Raw genomic sequence first — 14,849 nt, forward strand, 5'->3', positions numbered from 1 at the left:
AACGGCGCGGCCCGACCCCGCCCGGGGGACCCCGATCCCGTGACGTGGACCCGATCGGCCACCGACCGTTGCAATTAGCACAGGCTGGGTTAAGTTAGGGCGTCCTATTAGTCCGCACGGCCTACGGGAGGCCCCGCGTTGACCTCGCTCGCCCATCCGCCGGATCAGCTGCAGCCGACGCGCTCGACGCCGGACCCCCGCTCGCACCTCCTCGACGACACCTCGCTCGAGGCCTACCGCAGCGGCGTCGCCGACGGCGTCGACCGGGTCGCCCGGCGGATCGGGGCCGTCGACGGCCCGGTCACCGGGGCGAGCGCGGCCGAGCTGGGTGCGGTGGTGGCCGGCATCGACCTCGACCGCCCGCTGACCCCGTCCGCCGCCCTCGACGAGCTCGACGCGATCTACCTGCGCGACGCGGTGTTCTTCCACCACCCGCGCTACCTCGCGCACCTCAACTGCCCCGTCGTCATCCCGGCGCTGGTCGCCGAGACCGTGCTGGCGGCGGTGAACTCCTCGCTCGACACCGTCGACCAGTCGATGGGCGCCACCGTCATCGAGCAGCGGCTGATCGCCTGGACGGCCGGGCGGATCGGGCTGGGTGAGCACGCGGACGGGGTGTTCACCAGCGGCGGCACCCAGTCGAACCTGCAGGCGCTGCTGATCGCCCGCGAGCGGGCCCGCACGCAGACCCCGGCGGGCACCGCGCCCCGGCGGCTGCGGATCCTGGCCTCGGAGGTCGGGCACTTCTCGGTGGTCACCGCCGCCCGGCTGCTCGGGCTCGGTCCCGGCGCCGTCGTCCCCGTCGCCTGCGACGCGGACAAGCGGATGCGCACCGACGCGCTGGCCCGCGAGCTGCGGCGCGCCGCGGCGCGCGGGGAGACGGTGATGGCCGTCGTCGCGACGGCGGGCACCACCGACTTCGGCAGCATCGACCCGCTCCCGCAGATCGCCGACCTGTGCGCCGCGACCGGCGCCTGGCTGCACGTCGACGCCGCCTACGGCTGCGGGCTGCTCGTCTCGACCCGGCGTCGGGGGATGCTCGCGGGGATCGAGCGGGCCGACTCCGTGACCGTCGACTTCCACAAGTCGTTCTTCCAGCCCGTCAGCTCCAGTGCCGTGCTGGTGCGCGACCGGGCGCAGCTGCGCCACGTCACCCACCACGCCGACTACCTCAACCCCGCCCGCGACGCCGCGCGCCCGGTGCGCAACCAGGTCGACAAGAGCCTGGCCACCACCCGCCGCTTCGACGCCCTGAAGCTGTGGCTGACGCTGCGGACCATGGGGGCCGACGGGGTCGGCGAGCTGTTCGACGCCGTCGTCGACCTCGCCGCGCAGGCCTACCAGCTCCTCGCCGCCGACCCGCGCTTCGAGGTGGCGACGCGTCCCACGCTGAGCACCCTGGTGTTCCGCTGGGCCGGGCCCGACGAGCGGGCCGACGCCGTGACGCTGCACGTGCGCGAGGCGCTGTTCGCCTCCGGGGCGGCGGTGGTCGCGAGCACCACCGTCGACGGCCGGCACTGGCTCAAGTTCACCGTGCTCAACCCCCGCACCTCGATCGAGGACATCGCCGAGGTGCTCGACCTGATCGCCGACCACGCCCGTGACCACCTGGCCCGGCCGGCCGTGCTCGCGAGCTGAGAAGGAGAACCGGTGCACGACTTCGTCGCCATCGGCCTCGGCCCGTTCAACCTCGGCCTGGCCGCACTCACCGACCCGCTCGACGACCTGGACGGCGTGTTCCTGGAGAGCCGCCCCGACTTCGCCTGGCACCCCGGGATGATGCTCGACGGCGCGACCGTCCAGACCCCGTTCCTGGCCGACCTCGTGACGCTCGCCGACCCGACCTCGCCGCACTCGTTCCTGGCCTACCTCAAGGCCGTCGGGCGGCTCTACCCGTTCTACATCCGGGAGGACTTCCACCCGCTGCGCGCGGAGTTCGACCGGTACTGCCGCTGGGCCGCGGCCCGGATCCCGGCGATCCGGTTCGACCGGCACGTCGACCGCGTCACCCACGACGGGGAGGCCTACGTGGTGCGCGCGGTGGGCCGCGACGGCGCCGTCGAGTCCTACCGCGGCCGGCGGCTCGTGCTCGGCACCGGCACCCCGCCGTGGGTGCCGCAGCCCGGACTGGAGGACTGCCACAACGCCCACTACCTGCAGCGACGCGAGGAGCTGCTCGGGCGCGACAGCATCACCGTCGTCGGCAGCGGGCAGAGCGCCGCGGAGATCTACCGCGACCTGCTCGGCGAGATCGACCGCGGCTTCACCCTGAACTGGGTGACGCGCTCGGCGCGGTTCTTCCCGCTGGAGTACACGAAGCTGACGCTGGAGATGACCTCCCCGGACTACCTCGACTACTTCCACGCCCTGCCCGCGGCGCAGCGCGACCGGCTCGTCGGGGAGCAGGGGAACCTCTACAAGGGCATCAGCGCCGACGTCATCGACGCGATCTTCGACCTGCTCTACGAGAAGAGCCTGCACGGCCCGGTCCGCACGCGGCTGCTCACCAACACCTCGCTCGCCCACGTCACCCGCGACGGCGACGGCTTCGCCCTCGACCTGCACCACGACGAGCAGGGCCGCGACTTCCGCATCGACACCGCGGGCCTGGTGCTGGCCACCGGCTACCGCGCGGAGGTGCCCGCGTTCCTCGACCCGGTCCGCGACCGGATCGCCTGGGACGACCGGGGCCGCTTCGACGTGGCCCGCAACTACAGCATCGACACCGGGAGGACCGAGATCTTCGTCCAGAACGCCGAGCTGCACACCCACGGCTTCGTCGCCCCCGACCTCGGGATGGCGGCCTACCGCAACTCCACGATCATCGCCGAGCTGCTCGGCCGGGAGCCCTACCCGATCGAGAAGTCGATCGCGTTCCAGGAGTTCGGGGCGGGGGTGGCATGAGCGGGTTCACCTTCCGGCCGGTCGATCCCGCCGCCGACGCCCCGTTGCTGCAGAGCTGGCTCTCCCACCCGAAGTCGGCGTTCTGGATGATGACCGACCTGGACGTCGAGGGGGTGGCCGGCTACTTCGCCGGCGTCGACGCCGACCCGGCCCAGCAGGCGCTGCTCGGCCTGCGCGACGGGCGTCCGGCGTTCCTGATGGAGCGCTACGACCCGGCGCACAGCGAGCTGGCCGCGGTCTACGACGTGGCGGACGGCGACGTCGGCATGCACTTCCTGGTGCCGCCGACCGACGAGCCGGTGCACGGCTTCACCCGCTCGGTGATCACCGCCGTGATGGCGCACCTGTTCGACGACCCGCGCACGCACCGGGTCGTCGTGGAACCCGACGACCGCAACACCGCCGTGCACGCGCTCAACGCCCACGTCGGGTTCGTCGAGGACCGGGTGGTGGCGCTGGAGGGCAAGAAGGGGCTGCTCAGCTTCTGCACCCGCGAGCAGTTCGAGGGGGCGGTCGGATGAGTGCCGTCACCGAGGTCGTGTCCCACCTGGAGCCCGCGCGCTGGGCCGTGGCCAACCGGCGCCTGGTGCGCAAGGCCCTCGCCGAGTTCTCCCACGAGCGGCTGCTCGACCCCGAGCCCGACGGCGACCGCTGGGTCGTGCGCGCCGGTCCCGTCGAGTACCGGTTCGCCGCGCAGCGCCTGGCCCTGGACCACTGGCACGTCGACGCCGACTCGATCACCCGCCACCGCGACGGCGTCGCGCCCGAGCCGGACGCGCTGGACTTCTTCCTGGAGTTCCGCGAGCAGCTCGGGCTCACCGACGAGGTGCTGCCGGTCTACCTGGAGGAGATCACCAGCACGCTGGCAGGCACAACGTTCAAGCTGGGGCGGCCGGTGAGCAGCAAGGAGCTGGCGCGCGCCGGGTTCCAGGACGTCGAGGCGGGCATGACCGAGGGCCACCCGTGCTTCGTGGCCAACAACGGCCGCCTCGGGTTCGACGCCGCCGAGTACCGCGCCTACGCCCCGGAGGCCGCGGAGCCGGTGCGCCTGGTGTGGCTGGCCGTGCGCCGGGACCGGGCCACGTTCTCCTGCTCGCCCGACCTCGACCACGACGCGCTGGTCGCCGCGGAGCTCGACCCCGCCACCCTGGAGCGCTTCGCGGGCGTCGTCGACCTCGGCGACCGCTACCTGCTGCCGGTGCACCCCTGGCAGTGGTGGAACCGGATCGCGGTCACCTTCGCCGCCGACGTCGCCCGCGGCGACATCGTCTGCCTCGGCGAGGGCGACGACGCCCACCGCGCCCAGCAGTCGGTGCGCACCTTCTTCAACACCTCGGTCCCGGAGCGGCACTACGTCAAGACCGCGCTGTCGGTGCTCAACATGGGCTTCGTCCGCGGGCTGTCGGCGCGCTACATGGAGGGCACGCCCGCGATCAACGACTGGCTGCACGAGCTGGTCACCGGCGACGAGGTGCTGGCCGGGCTCGGGTTCACGATCCTGCGCGAGCGCGCGGCCATCGGCTACCACGCGACGACCTACGCCGCGGCGTCGCCGAGCTCGCCCTACACCAAGATGCTGGCCGCGCTGTGGCGGGAGAGCCCGGTGCCCGGCCTCGCGCCGGGCGAGCGGCTGGCCACGATGGCCTCGCTGCTGCACGTCGACGACGAGGGCAACGCGCTGGTCGGGGAGCTGATCGCGGAGTCGGGGCTGGCACCGGCCGACTGGCTGGCGCGCTACCTCGACGCCTACCTCGCGCCGCTGCTGCACTGCCTGCACGCCCACCGGCTGGTGTTCATGCCGCACGGGGAGAACCTGATCCTGGTGCTCCGCGACGGCGTGCCCACCCGGGTGATCATGAAGGACATCGGCGAGGAGATCGCCGTCATGGACCCGGACGTCGCCCTGCCGCCCGCCGTCGAGCGGATCCGCGTGGAGGTCCCCGCGCACCTGCAGCCGCTGTCGATCCTCACCGACGTCTTCGACTGCGTGTTCCGCTTCCTCGCCGCGACGATGCACACCGGCGGGCTGCTCGACCAGGACGAGTTCTGGTCGGCCGTCGCGGACCACGTCGCCGCCCGACCCCACGATCCCGCCCTGTTCGCCGACCGCTTCGCGCTGTCGTGTCTCAACCGGCTGCAGCTGCGCAACAACCGGCAGATGGTCGACCTCGCCGATCCCGCGGGCTCGCTCGCGATCGTCGGGGAGCTGGACAACCCGATCGCCCCCCACCGGAGGAACCCATGACCGCACCGATCAGCCGCCGCACCCTGTTCCGCGGGGCGGGTGTGCTCGGCCTGGGCGTCGCCCTCGCCGGATGCTCCGGCGGGCCCGCTCCCGCCGGGGACGGCGCCGGGACCCGGACCATCACCCACAAGCTGGGCACCACCGAGATCACCGGGACCCCCGAGCGGGTCGTCACCATCGGCCTGACCGAGCAGGACTACGTGCTCGCGCTCGGCGTGGTCCCCGTCGGGGTGCGGGAGTGGTTCGGCGAGCAGCCCGGCGCGCTGTGGCCGTGGGCGGCCGGGCGGGCCGGGGGCGCCGTACCCGAGGTGCTGCCCGTCGCGGAGCTGAACTACGAGCAGGTCGCCGCGCTCGCCCCGGACCTCATCCTGGGCGTCAACTACACGATGACGCAGGCGGAGTACGACACGCTCAGCGCACTCGCGCCGACCGTCGGCCCGCCCGTGGAGTACGCCGACTACGGGGCGCCGTGGCAGGTGATCAACGAGGTCGTCGGCACCGCGCTGGGCCGCTCCGAGCAGGCCGCGCAGCTCGTCGCCCCGATCGAGCAGGGCATCGCCGACCTGCGGGCGACCGTGCCCGCGGGGCGCACCGGCCTGCTCGCCGCGCTGCTGGAGGACGGCAGCTACTACGTCTACGCCGAGGGGCCCGCGCCCGCGCTGCTCGCCGACCTCGGTCTCGCGCTGCCCCCCGCCGCCGAGGCGCTGTTCACCGGGGAGAACCGCCCGCCGGTGCTGCTGAGCCCCGAGCAGCTCGGGGTGCTGGAGGCCGACGTGCTCGTCGTCGGCCTCTACGGGGCGTTCGCCGACACCGCGACCATCGACGACCCGGTGTTCGCGAACCTGCGCGTGGCGCAGGAGGGCCGCGCGGTCCTGCTGCCCGAGCTGAGCGAGACCAACGGGGCGCTGTCGTTCGGCTCGGTGCTCAGCCTGCCCGTGGCGCTGGACCAGCTCGCCCCGCGCCTGGCGGCGGCGCTCGACGGCGACCCGGCCACGGCGGTGCCCGCGGCCTGACCGTTGCGACAGGTGTCCGGCGGGCGGTCGCGACATAGGGTCGGACGATGACCACCGCGACCGCCCCCCGGCTCACGATGGGCGCCGACGGGCGGCTGCGCCACCGGATCACCGCGGACGAGATCAGTAACGACCTCGCCGGCTGGATCGCCGACGACCTCGTCGCCCCCGGGCACATCGAGGCGTCGGCGTTCGAGCGGACGTTCGTCTCGGTGATCGCCTCGGTCGACCCCGGCTGGACCGCCTTCTACCGCAACACCCTGCGCGAGCTGGGCCGCGGCGGGGCACCCGGTGGCACCAACGCCGGGATGGCGCCGGTGCACGACCGGGCCGTCGAGCTGGCCGTCGGGTCGGTCGTCGAGCTGGGATGCTGCTTCGGGTTCCTGTCGCTGCAGCTCGTCGCGGCCGGGCACGAGGTCACCGCCGTCGACCTGTCGGCGGGCACCGTGCGCCTGCTGTCCCGGGTCGCCCCGGCGCTCGACCTGCCGCTGCACACCGTCACCGGCGACGCCGCGTCGGTGCCGCTGGCCGACGGGTGCGCCGACACCGTGTTCGCCGTCCACCTGCTGGAGCACCTGCCGCCCGCGCTCGCCCCGGTCGTGGTCTCCGAGATGCTGCGCCTGGCGAGGCGACGGGTCGTGGTGGCGGTGCCCTACGAGGACGAGCCGAACGCGGCCTGGGGCCACGTCCGCACCTTCGACGCCGCCGCCCTCGACGCGCTCGGCGCGGCCACCGGGCGCCCGTACCGGGTGCAGGACCACCACGGCGGCTGGCTCGTCGTCGACGCCTGATCAGACCCGTACCGCGGCGCGCCGGAGGCGGTGCGCGAGCAGTTCCAGCGGTCCGCGCGGGAACCGCCGCAGCCACGCGGGCGCGGCCAGCAGCAGCACCAGCGAGATCGCGGCCCACAGCCCGACCACCCACCACGGCCGGGCGTCGGCGAAGCGGCCCGCGAGACCGAGGCCCCAGTCGGAGCACAGCGCGGCGGCGAGCACGTTCTGCAGGACGTAGCACGACAGCGCCGTCCGCCCGACGGCCGCGAGCCGCCGCCGCCCTACCCCGCCGCGGGTGCGCGCGACCAGCTCGGTGACCGCGCCGAGCAGCCCGAGCGCCACCAGCGGCGGCACGAGGTAGCGGTCGACGAGGACCCAGTCCGGTCCGGCGAGCGCCGTCGCCACGTTCAGCGGGACGCCCAGCCCCAGCCCGTACGCGGCGAGCCGCCGGCGCAATCGGGCGCCTCCGGCGTCGAACACCCCTGCGCGCAGCAGCCGTGACCCGACCAGGAACAGCACCGTCGCGGACGGGACGATCAGCAGCAGCTCGGCGCGGTAGAGGGCGAACCCGGTCACCCGTTCCGCGACCTGGGCGGTCCAGCTCGCGGTGCTCCCCACCGGACCCGGCCCTGCGGCCGTCGGCGGGGCGGTGGCCAGCAGCGCCGTCACCCCGAGCACCGCCACCACGAACGCCGAGCCGACGCCGCCGATCCAGGCGCGCACGACCCGGTCGCTGCGCCCGACCAGGTGGGCGACGAGCAGCGAGGTGATCGCGTAGCCCATGAGCACGTCGAACTCGAAGACCAGCAGGTAGTGCAGCAGCCCCTCGACGAACAGGATCGCGGCCCGCACCGGGTACCGCCCCGGCCACGGCACGCCCCGGCGCACCGCGGACCGGTACTGGATCTCCAGGCCGATCCCGAACAGCAGCGTCAGCAGGGCGAGGAACTTGCCGTTCGACAGCGTGACCAGGACGGTCTGCACGGCACCGGTCGTGTCGATGCCGCCGTGGAGCAGCGCGGCCGGGCCGCCGGGGGCGGTGAACAGCCAGACGTTCGACGCGAGCGTCCCGAGGATCGCGACGCCGCGCAGGACGTCGAGGGCCTCCACGCGGTCAGGCACGGGCGGGCTCCCGCGGCGGGGCCGGCGTCGTCCACACCGGACCGACGACCAGCCGGATCACCACGACCGGCAGCACCTCGCACGCGGCGATGAGGATCACCAGCGGTTGCGACACGAACTCGACCATGGCGACGAGCGTGCCGTGCGGCGCCGTCGGCGCCGTCGGGCGCGAGGACCATCCGGTGTACCTCCTTCGACCGACGCGCACCGGAGGCACCCGTGGTGGGATGGGGTGCGTGACCGCCCGGGAGATCCGCGAGGACGTGCTGCGGGCGGTGCTGCTCCTCGCGCTCGGCGTGCTCCTGCTGGCGGTCGTCCCCGACGCGGCGGTGCAGTGGGGCGGACCGGCGGGGTCGACGGGGGCGGCCGTCGGGCTGCTCGCGCCGGCCTGCTCCGGGGTCGCGCTGCGTCGCCGCCGGCCGGTGGCCGGGCTGCTGGTCACGACCGCCGCGCTCGTCGCGAGCCCGTTCGTCGTCGGCGTGACGCACACCGGGATGCTGCTGGCCTTCGGCGAGACGCTCTACAGCGCGGTCCTGCACTCGTCGCGGCGGGCGGGCCGGTGGGTGTGCGCCGCCGCGGGCGCGGTGGCGGCGCTCCTGGCGCTGTACACCCTGCTGGTCGAGGGCGCCGCCGCGGCCGTCGGCACCGTGATGGCCCTGGGGCTGCTCCTCGCGATCCCCGTGTGGTGGGGCCAGGAGGTGCGCCGGCACCGGGACCGCGCCGACGCCGAGCGCGACCGCGCCGAGCAGGAGCGGCGGATGGCCGAGCTGGACCGCGCCGCGGCCGTCACGGCCGAGCGCAACCGGATGGCCCGCGACCTGCACGACGTCGTCGCCGGGCAGCTCTCGGCCATCGCGATCCAGTCCGAGGCGGCGCTGACTCTGCCGGACGCCGATCCCGAGGTGCTGCGGCGGGTGCTCACCCAGGTGCGCCGCGGCAGCGTCGCGTCGCTGGCGGAGATGCGCACCATGATCGGGCTGCTGCGCGCCGACGGCGACGACGAGGCGCGCACCGCGCCCGCCGGGCTCGACCGGATCGAGGCGCTGCTCGACGCCGGCCGGGCGTCGGGGCTGCGGGTGGAGCTCGACGACCGCCGCCCGCCGGGCGACCTGCCGGCCGCGGTCGACCTCGCCGCCTACCGGATCGTGCAGGAGTCGCTGACCAACGCCGCCAAGCACGCCCCCGGCAGCGCGGTGCGGATCGTGCTGCGCCGCAGCGACGACGAGCTGCGCGTGGAGGTGGCCAACGACCTGGTCGACGACGCGGCCGACGGCGGGGGCACCGGCACCGGCCTGCTCGGGCTCGCCGAGCGGGCCGCCGCGGTCGGGGGCCGGGTCGTCGCCGGGCGAGGCGACCGGGCGTGGACGGTGCGCGCCGCGCTGCCCGCCGGGCCGCCGCGATGACCGTCCGCGTGGTGGTCGCCGACGACCAGGCCGCGATCCGCACCGGCCTGGTGATGATCCTCGACTCGGCGCCGGACGTGGAGGTCGTCGCGGAGGTGGGTGACGGGCTCGCGGCGGTCCGCGCGGCCGGTGAGCTGCGCCCCGACCTCGTGCTCATGGACATCCGGATGCCCGGCATCGACGGGATCGAGGCGACGCGGCGGCTCGCCGACACCTGCTCGGTGCTCGTCCTGACGACGTTCGACCTCGACGACTACGTCGACGGTGCGCTCGCCGCGGGTGCCGCCGGGTTCCTGCTGAAGTCGGTGTCGGCCCCGCAGCTGCTCGACGCCGTGCGCGCGGTGGCCCGCGGCGACGGGGTCCTCGCCCCGGAGGTCACCCGCCGGGTGCTGGCCCGGCTGGCCGCCCCGGCGCGCCGCTCCGAGCCGCCCGCCGGGCTCGCCGACCTCACCCCGCGCGAGACCGACGTGCTCGGCTGCCTGGGTCGCGGCCTGTCCAACGCCGAGATCGCCGACGCGCTGGTGATCACCGAGGCGACCACGAAGACCCACGTGTCGCGGGTGCTCGCGAAGCTCGGCGTGCGCTCGCGGGTGCAGGCGGCGATCGCGGCGCAGGAGGCCGGGCTGTCCTGATCCGCCGGGCCGTCCTGATCCGCTGCGGTCCGGGGTCAGCGCTCCCCGGCCGCCGGGACCATCGCCGGCGCCGTCGCCGCGGGCGCGGGATCCGCCGGGGCCAGCAACAGCGCCGTCCCGCCTGCCGCGGCGAGCACGAGCACCGCGGCCGCGGCCGGGACCACGCCGCGCCGCCGGGCCGGGCGGCGCCGGTGCCGGCCCCCGCCCGCGGGTGCCGCGTGCGACGGGGCCGCGGCGAGCGTGGCCGCCACGGCGGCGGCGGTGGGCCGGGCCGCGGGGTCGTCCAGCGTCATCGCGGTCAGCGCGCCCGCCAGGTCGGCGGGCAGGCCGTCGGGGACGAGCGGGCGGCGGTGCAGCCGGGCGGTGGCCGACTCGACGGCGCGCCCCGGGTACTCGCGCCGGCCGGTGAGCGCCTCCAGCAGCACCAGGCCGAGCGCGTAGACGTCGGCGGGTGGGCCGACGTGCTGGCCGCGGGCCTGCTCGGGGGCGAGGAACGCAGCCGTGCCGACGACCGTCCCCGCCTCGGTGGCGGCCGCACCGTCGAGGGCCTTCGCGATACCGAAGTCGGCGAGGTGCGCGCGGCTGCCGTCGCCGAGCAGGACGTTCGCGGGCTTGACGTCGCGGTGCACGATCCCGCCCTGGTGGACGTGCGCGAGCGCGTCGGCGAGCTGCGCGCCGATCCTGCGGACCTCCGCCGGAGGCAGCGGCGCCCTCCCGATCCGCTCGGCCAGCGTCGGACCCTCCACCAGGTCGGTGACGACGAACGGGCGCCCCGACTCGGTGCCGCCGTCGCGCAGGCCGACCAGGCCGGGGTGGTCCAGCCGCGACAGCGCGTCCATCTCCCGGCGCTGCTGGCGGCGGTCCTGCAGGGAGCCGCCGGGGTGGAAGAGCTTGACCGCGACCCGCACCCCGTCCCGCAGGTCGCGGCCCCGGCGCACCACGGCCGACGACCCGATCCCGATCACCGGCCCGAGCCGGTAGCGGCCCGCCACGAGCCGCCCCTCGGAGTCGTCGTCGCCGCCCATCTCGTCCACGTTCCCCCGTTCGCGACGTTCCATGCGCGCCGGACCCGCTCCCCACCCCGCGAACCGGGGGATTCGCGGGTGGGTCAGGCTCCGGCGGCCGTCGTCAGGGCCCGCCGGGTGAGCACCCGGGCCAGGTGACGCCGGTAGTCGGCGGTGGCCGTCAGGTCCGCCGTGGGCTCGGTGCCCTCGGCGGCCAGAGCGGCGGCGTCGGCGATCGGCGCCCCGTCGGCCAGCGCGGCCTCGGTGGCCGCGGCCCGCAGCGGGGTGGGGCCCATGTTGACCAGCCCCACCCGCCCGTCGACGACGGCGACCGCGACGATCGCCCAGTCGTTGGCCCGCCGGGTGAACTTCTCGTACGCCCACCCCGCGGTGCCGGTGCGCGGCACCCGGACCTCGGTGATCAGCTCGTCGGGCTCCTTCACCGAGGAGAAGACCCCGGTGTAGAACTCGGTGATCGGCACCGACCGCTCGCCCCGCGGCGAGCGCAGCACGACGGTGCCGCCCAGGGCCAGGACCGCGGCCGGCAGGTCCGACGCCGGGTCGGCGTGGGCCAGCGACCCGCCCAGCGTGCCGCGGTGCCGGATCTGCGGGTCGCCGACGGTGCGCGCGACGGCCGCCAGCAGCGGCGCCTCCGCCTGCACGACCTCCGAGGACTCGACGGTGCGGTGCCGCGTGCCCGCCCCGACCACCAGCTCGTCGCCGTCGACGCGGACGTGGTCGAGCTCGGCGAGCCTGCCGATGTCGATCACCAGCTCGGGGGCGGCGAGGCGCAGCTTCATGACCGGCAGGATCGAGTGCCCACCGGCCAGGACGGTGGCGTCCTCGCCGTGCTCGGCGAGCAGCGCGAGCGCGCCGTCGAGGGTGTCCGGACGCTCGTAGGCGAAACCGACGGGGATCATGCGCCACTCCCGGTGGAGAAGCCGGGCGCGACCTCGACACCACCGGAGGGCGCCTCCGTGGCGTGCCCCCCGCCGATGACGGCGTCGGGGTCCTGACCGCTCGCGGCCAGCACCGCCCGGACGATGTTGTGGTAGCCGGTGCACCGGCAGAGGTTGCCCTCGAGGCCCTCGCGGACCTCCCGCTCGGTGGGCCTCGGCGTCTCCCGCAGCAGCGAGACCGCGGCCATCACCATGCCGGGCGTGCAGAACCCGCACTGCAGGCCGTGCTCGGTGCGGAACGCCTCGGCCACCGGGTGCAGGTCCTCGGGCGAGGCCGAGAGGCCCTCCATCGTCTGCACGGTCGCGTCGTCGGCCTGCACGGCGAGCATGGTGCAGGACTTCACCGACTCCCCGTCGACGAGCACGGTGCACGCACCGCAGGAGGTGGTGTCGCACCCGACGTTGGTGGCCTTGAGCCCGAGGGTGTCGCGCAGGTAGTGGGCGAGCAGCAACCGCGGCTCGACGTCGGCGCTCGTGTCGTCGCCGTTGACCGTCATCCGGACCTTCACTTGTCGCCCTCCGATGCAGCGGCGTTGATGGCCTCCCAGACCCGCAGGGGGCTGGTCGGCATGTCGATGTGGCGGACGCCCAGGTGCGCGACGGCGTCGACCACCGCGCTCTGCACGGCGGGCGTGGCGCCGATGGTGCCCGCCTCCCCGATCCCCTTGACGCCCAGCGGGTTGAGGTGGGTCGGCGTGGCCATGTCGAGCAGGGTGAAGCTGGGCAGCTCGGCCGCGGACGGGAACGCGTAGTCGGCGAAGGTGGCCGTGAGCGGGTTGCCGTCGGCGTCGAACACGACCTCCTCCAGCAGGGCCTGCGAGATGCCCTGGGCGATCCCGCCGTGGCGCTGGCCCTCGCACAGCAGGGGGTTGAGCACCGGCCCGGCGTCGTCGACGGTGACGATCCGGTCGACGACCGCCTTGCCCGACTCCACGTCGACCTCGACGACGGCGACGTGCGCGCCGAACGGGAAGGTCGGCGCCCCGCTGTCGAAGTTCGAGTCGACCTGCAGCCGCTCCTTCTCGGCCAGCGCCGCGAGCGTGACGCCCTGGCCGGTGCCGCGGACGTTCACCGAGCCGTCGACGACCTCGAGGTCGTCGACGTTGGCCTCCAGTACGTCGGCCGCGCGCTGCTTCGCCAGCTCGACGAGCTCGCCCGCCGCCTGGTGGACGGCGACGCCGCCGGTCTGCAGGCTGCGCGAGCCCATCGTGCCGCTGCCGCGGGGGATGAGGTCGGTGTCGCCGTGCAGCACGGTGATCCTGTCGATGCCGATGCCGAGGTGCTCGGACGCGAGCATCGCCCACGCGGTGGCGTGGCCCTGGCCGTGCGGCGAGGTGCCGGTGAGCACGGTGACGGTGCCGTCGGGGTGCACCTCGACCGAGGCGTCCTCGCTGAACGCCCCGCCGCCGGTGATCTCGACGAACACCGAGACGCCGATGCCCAGCTGCACGACCTCGCCCGCGTCGCGGCGCCGTTGCTGCTCGGCGCGCAGCCCGGTGTAGCCCGCGGCGTCGAGCACCGCGTCGAGCGCCTTCTCGTACTCGCCGCTGTCGTAGGGAGCGCCGCCCTTGGTCTTGAGCGGGAACTGCTCGGGGCGGAGCAGGTTGCGGCGGCGGACCTCGGCCGGGTCCATGCCGATCTCGGCGGCGAACAGGTCCATCGAGCGCTCGATGGCCGCGGTGGCCTCGGGGCGCCCGGCGCCCCGGTAGGCCGCCGTCGAGGTGGTGGTGGTGACCAGCACGCGGGCCCGCGACTCCACCTTCGGGATGTCGTAGACGCCCGGGGCCATCATCCGCGTGAACATCGGCAGGACGGCCCCCAGGCGCGGGTACGCGCCCGCGTCGGCGAGGACGTCGAGGCGGTAGGCGAGGACCTTGCCGTCGCGGTTGCCGCCGATCGTGACCGTCTGCAGCTGCGCGCGGCCCTGGACCATCCCGGTCATGTTCTCCGAGCGGGTCTCGTTCCAGCGCACGGGACGCCCGGTGTGCTTCGCGAGCCAGCCGACGAGCGCGAACTCGGGGTCGGCGCCGATCTTCGCGCCGAACCCGCCGCCCACGTCGGGGGTGATCACGTGCACCTGCGCGGCGTCGACGCCGAGCCAGCCGGCGACCTCGTCGCGGGCGCTCTGGGCGGCCTGGGTCGAGCACCAGAGCGTGAGCCGCCCGTCCTCGCCCCAGACGGCGCTGGCCGCGCGGGTCTCCAGCGACGCCGCGGCGAGGCGCTGGTTGACGATCTCCTTCGTGACGACGACCTCGCAGTCGTCGAACAGGTGCTCGTCGAACTCGTCCTTGAGCCCGAAGCCGTTGGAGGTGTTGGTGCCGACTTCCTCGAACAGCAGCACCTCGTCCGAGGCGGCCGCCTTGAGGTCGATCACCGCGGGGAGCGGGTCGTAGTCGATCTCGACGAGATCGGCGGCGTCCTGGCCCTGGTAGGCCTCCTCGGTGAGGACGGCCACGACCGGCTCCCCGACGAAGCGGACCTTGTCGGTCGGCAGCCAGGACCGGACCATGCCCTTGTTCGCGCCGCCGAACAGCAACGCCGGGGCGAGGTCGATCTCCGCGCCGGTGATCACCGCGACGACGCCGGGCGCCGAGCGGGCCTCCTCGACGTCGATCGCCGTGATGCGGGCGTGGGCCAGTGGGGACCGGACGAGGGTCAGGTGCAGCGCACCGGTGAGCCGCTCGTCGGTCAGGTCGTCGGTGTAGGTGGCACCCCGCGAGAGGAACAGGGGGTCCTCTCTGCGGACCACGCGCGTGCCCATGATGCTCATTCGGGCGACCCTAGCCGCAGATGT

The 14,849-nt window shown here is 74.7% G+C and carries 14 protein-coding genes; 8 read left to right on the plus strand and 6 right to left on the minus strand.

The window, feature by feature from the left end:
* Positions 1-138 precede the first annotated feature (138 nt).
* From PHY01_RS15635 to mftM, 6 genes are read left to right on the plus strand one after another with little or no spacing between them, the layout of a single operon-like run.
* A complete protein-coding gene (locus tag PHY01_RS15635; protein WP_281283640.1) occupies positions 139-1,638 on the plus strand; it encodes a pyridoxal phosphate-dependent decarboxylase family protein in 1,500 nt (499 codons plus the stop codon).
* A 12-nt stretch (positions 1,639-1,650) separates the two neighbouring features.
* Positions 1,651-2,904 carry a lysine N(6)-hydroxylase/L-ornithine N(5)-oxygenase family protein gene (locus tag PHY01_RS15640; protein WP_141279396.1) on the plus strand — a complete coding sequence of 418 codons (1,254 nt, stop codon included), beginning with the start codon at positions 1,651-1,653 and terminating at the stop codon, positions 2,902-2,904.
* On the plus strand, positions 2,901-3,425 hold the full coding sequence (locus PHY01_RS15645; protein WP_141279397.1) for a GNAT family N-acetyltransferase: 525 nt from the start codon (positions 2,901-2,903) through the stop codon (positions 3,423-3,425). The genes PHY01_RS15640 and PHY01_RS15645 overlap by 4 nt, the downstream gene beginning before the upstream one ends.
* A complete protein-coding gene (locus PHY01_RS15650; protein WP_141279398.1) occupies positions 3,422-5,149 on the plus strand; it encodes an IucA/IucC family protein in 1,728 nt (575 codons plus the stop codon). The genes PHY01_RS15645 and PHY01_RS15650 overlap by 4 nt, the downstream gene beginning before the upstream one ends.
* A complete protein-coding gene (locus PHY01_RS15655; protein WP_141279399.1) occupies positions 5,146-6,162 on the plus strand; it encodes an ABC transporter substrate-binding protein in 1,017 nt (338 codons plus the stop codon). Before PHY01_RS15650 ends, PHY01_RS15655 begins: the two co-directional genes overlap by 4 nt.
* A gap of 47 nt (positions 6,163-6,209) precedes the next feature.
* Positions 6,210-6,953, plus strand: a complete 744-nt coding sequence (gene mftM / locus PHY01_RS15660) for a mycofactocin oligosaccharide methyltransferase MftM (RefSeq protein WP_141279400.1) — start codon at positions 6,210-6,212, stop codon at positions 6,951-6,953.
* Here the strand turns inward: mftM and PHY01_RS15665 are convergent, their stop codons facing one another.
* Together PHY01_RS15665 and PHY01_RS27980 are read right to left on the minus strand one after the other, a co-directional pair.
* The gene (locus tag PHY01_RS15665; protein WP_141279401.1) at positions 6,954-8,057 is read right to left on the minus strand and encodes a DUF418 domain-containing protein; all 1,104 of its coding nucleotides are present in this window, start codon (positions 8,055-8,057) and stop codon (positions 6,954-6,956) included.
* A complete protein-coding gene (locus PHY01_RS27980) occupies positions 8,050-8,184 on the minus strand; it encodes a hypothetical protein (RefSeq protein WP_281283641.1) in 135 nt (44 codons plus the stop codon). The genes PHY01_RS15665 and PHY01_RS27980 overlap by 8 nt, the downstream gene beginning before the upstream one ends.
* A gap of 109 nt (positions 8,185-8,293) precedes the next feature.
* On the opposite strand from PHY01_RS27980, the gene PHY01_RS15670 reads away from it, so the two are divergent.
* Both PHY01_RS15670 and PHY01_RS15675 read left to right on the plus strand, forming a co-directional pair.
* Positions 8,294-9,460, plus strand: a complete 1,167-nt coding sequence (locus PHY01_RS15670) for a sensor histidine kinase (RefSeq protein ID WP_141279402.1) — start codon at positions 8,294-8,296, stop codon at positions 9,458-9,460.
* Positions 9,457-10,092, plus strand: a complete 636-nt coding sequence (locus PHY01_RS15675) for a response regulator transcription factor (RefSeq protein WP_141279491.1) — start codon at positions 9,457-9,459, stop codon at positions 10,090-10,092. Before PHY01_RS15670 ends, PHY01_RS15675 begins: the two co-directional genes overlap by 4 nt.
* Positions 10,093-10,127: 35 nt before the next feature.
* Here the strand turns inward: PHY01_RS15675 and PHY01_RS15680 are convergent, their stop codons facing one another.
* From PHY01_RS15680 to PHY01_RS15695, 4 genes are all read right to left on the minus strand, one after another.
* A complete protein-coding gene (locus PHY01_RS15680; protein ID WP_246085933.1) occupies positions 10,128-11,117 on the minus strand; it encodes a serine/threonine-protein kinase in 990 nt (329 codons plus the stop codon).
* Positions 11,118-11,200: 83 nt separating this feature from the next.
* Entirely contained in the window at positions 11,201-12,016 is an 816-nt protein-coding gene (locus PHY01_RS15685; protein ID WP_141279404.1) for an FAD binding domain-containing protein, read from the minus strand.
* On the minus strand, positions 12,013-12,564 hold the full coding sequence (locus PHY01_RS15690) for a (2Fe-2S)-binding protein (protein ID WP_141279405.1): 552 nt from the start codon (positions 12,562-12,564) through the stop codon (positions 12,013-12,015). The genes PHY01_RS15685 and PHY01_RS15690 overlap by 4 nt, the downstream gene beginning before the upstream one ends.
* Positions 12,561-14,825, minus strand: coding sequence for a xanthine dehydrogenase family protein molybdopterin-binding subunit (locus tag PHY01_RS15695; protein ID WP_141279406.1), 2,265 nt, complete (start codon positions 14,823-14,825; stop codon positions 12,561-12,563). Before PHY01_RS15695 ends, PHY01_RS15690 begins: the two co-directional genes overlap by 4 nt.
* Positions 14,826-14,849 lie beyond the last annotated feature (24 nt).

This window comes from Pseudonocardia hydrocarbonoxydans, from assembly GCF_006539565.1.
GTDB lineage: Bacteria > Actinomycetota > Actinomycetes > Mycobacteriales > Pseudonocardiaceae > Pseudonocardia > Pseudonocardia hydrocarbonoxydans.

Coding starts and splice junctions, on each gene's coding strand:
- PHY01_RS15645 (WP_141279397.1), top strand. CDS start 2,901: ATGAGCGGGTTCACCTTCCGGCCGGTCGATCCCGCCGCCGACGCCCCG.
- PHY01_RS15650 (WP_141279398.1), top strand. CDS start 3,422: ATGAGTGCCGTCACCGAGGTCGTGTCCCACCTGGAGCCCGCGCGCTGG.
- PHY01_RS15655 (WP_141279399.1), top strand. CDS start 5,146: ATGACCGCACCGATCAGCCGCCGCACCCTGTTCCGCGGGGCGGGTGTG.
- mftM (WP_141279400.1), top strand. CDS start 6,210: ATGACCACCGCGACCGCCCCCCGGCTCACGATGGGCGCCGACGGGCGG.
- PHY01_RS27980 (WP_281283641.1), bottom strand. CDS start 8,184: ATGGTCGAGTTCGTGTCGCAACCGCTGGTGATCCTCATCGCCGCGTGC.
- PHY01_RS15675 (WP_141279491.1), top strand. CDS start 9,457: ATGACCGTCCGCGTGGTGGTCGCCGACGACCAGGCCGCGATCCGCACC.
- PHY01_RS15680 (WP_246085933.1), bottom strand. CDS start 11,117: ATGGGCGGCGACGACGACTCCGAGGGGCGGCTCGTGGCGGGCCGCTAC.
- PHY01_RS15685 (WP_141279404.1), bottom strand. CDS start 12,016: ATGATCCCCGTCGGTTTCGCCTACGAGCGTCCGGACACCCTCGACGGC.
- PHY01_RS15695 (WP_141279406.1), bottom strand. CDS start 14,825: ATGAGCATCATGGGCACGCGCGTGGTCCGCAGAGAGGACCCCCTGTTC.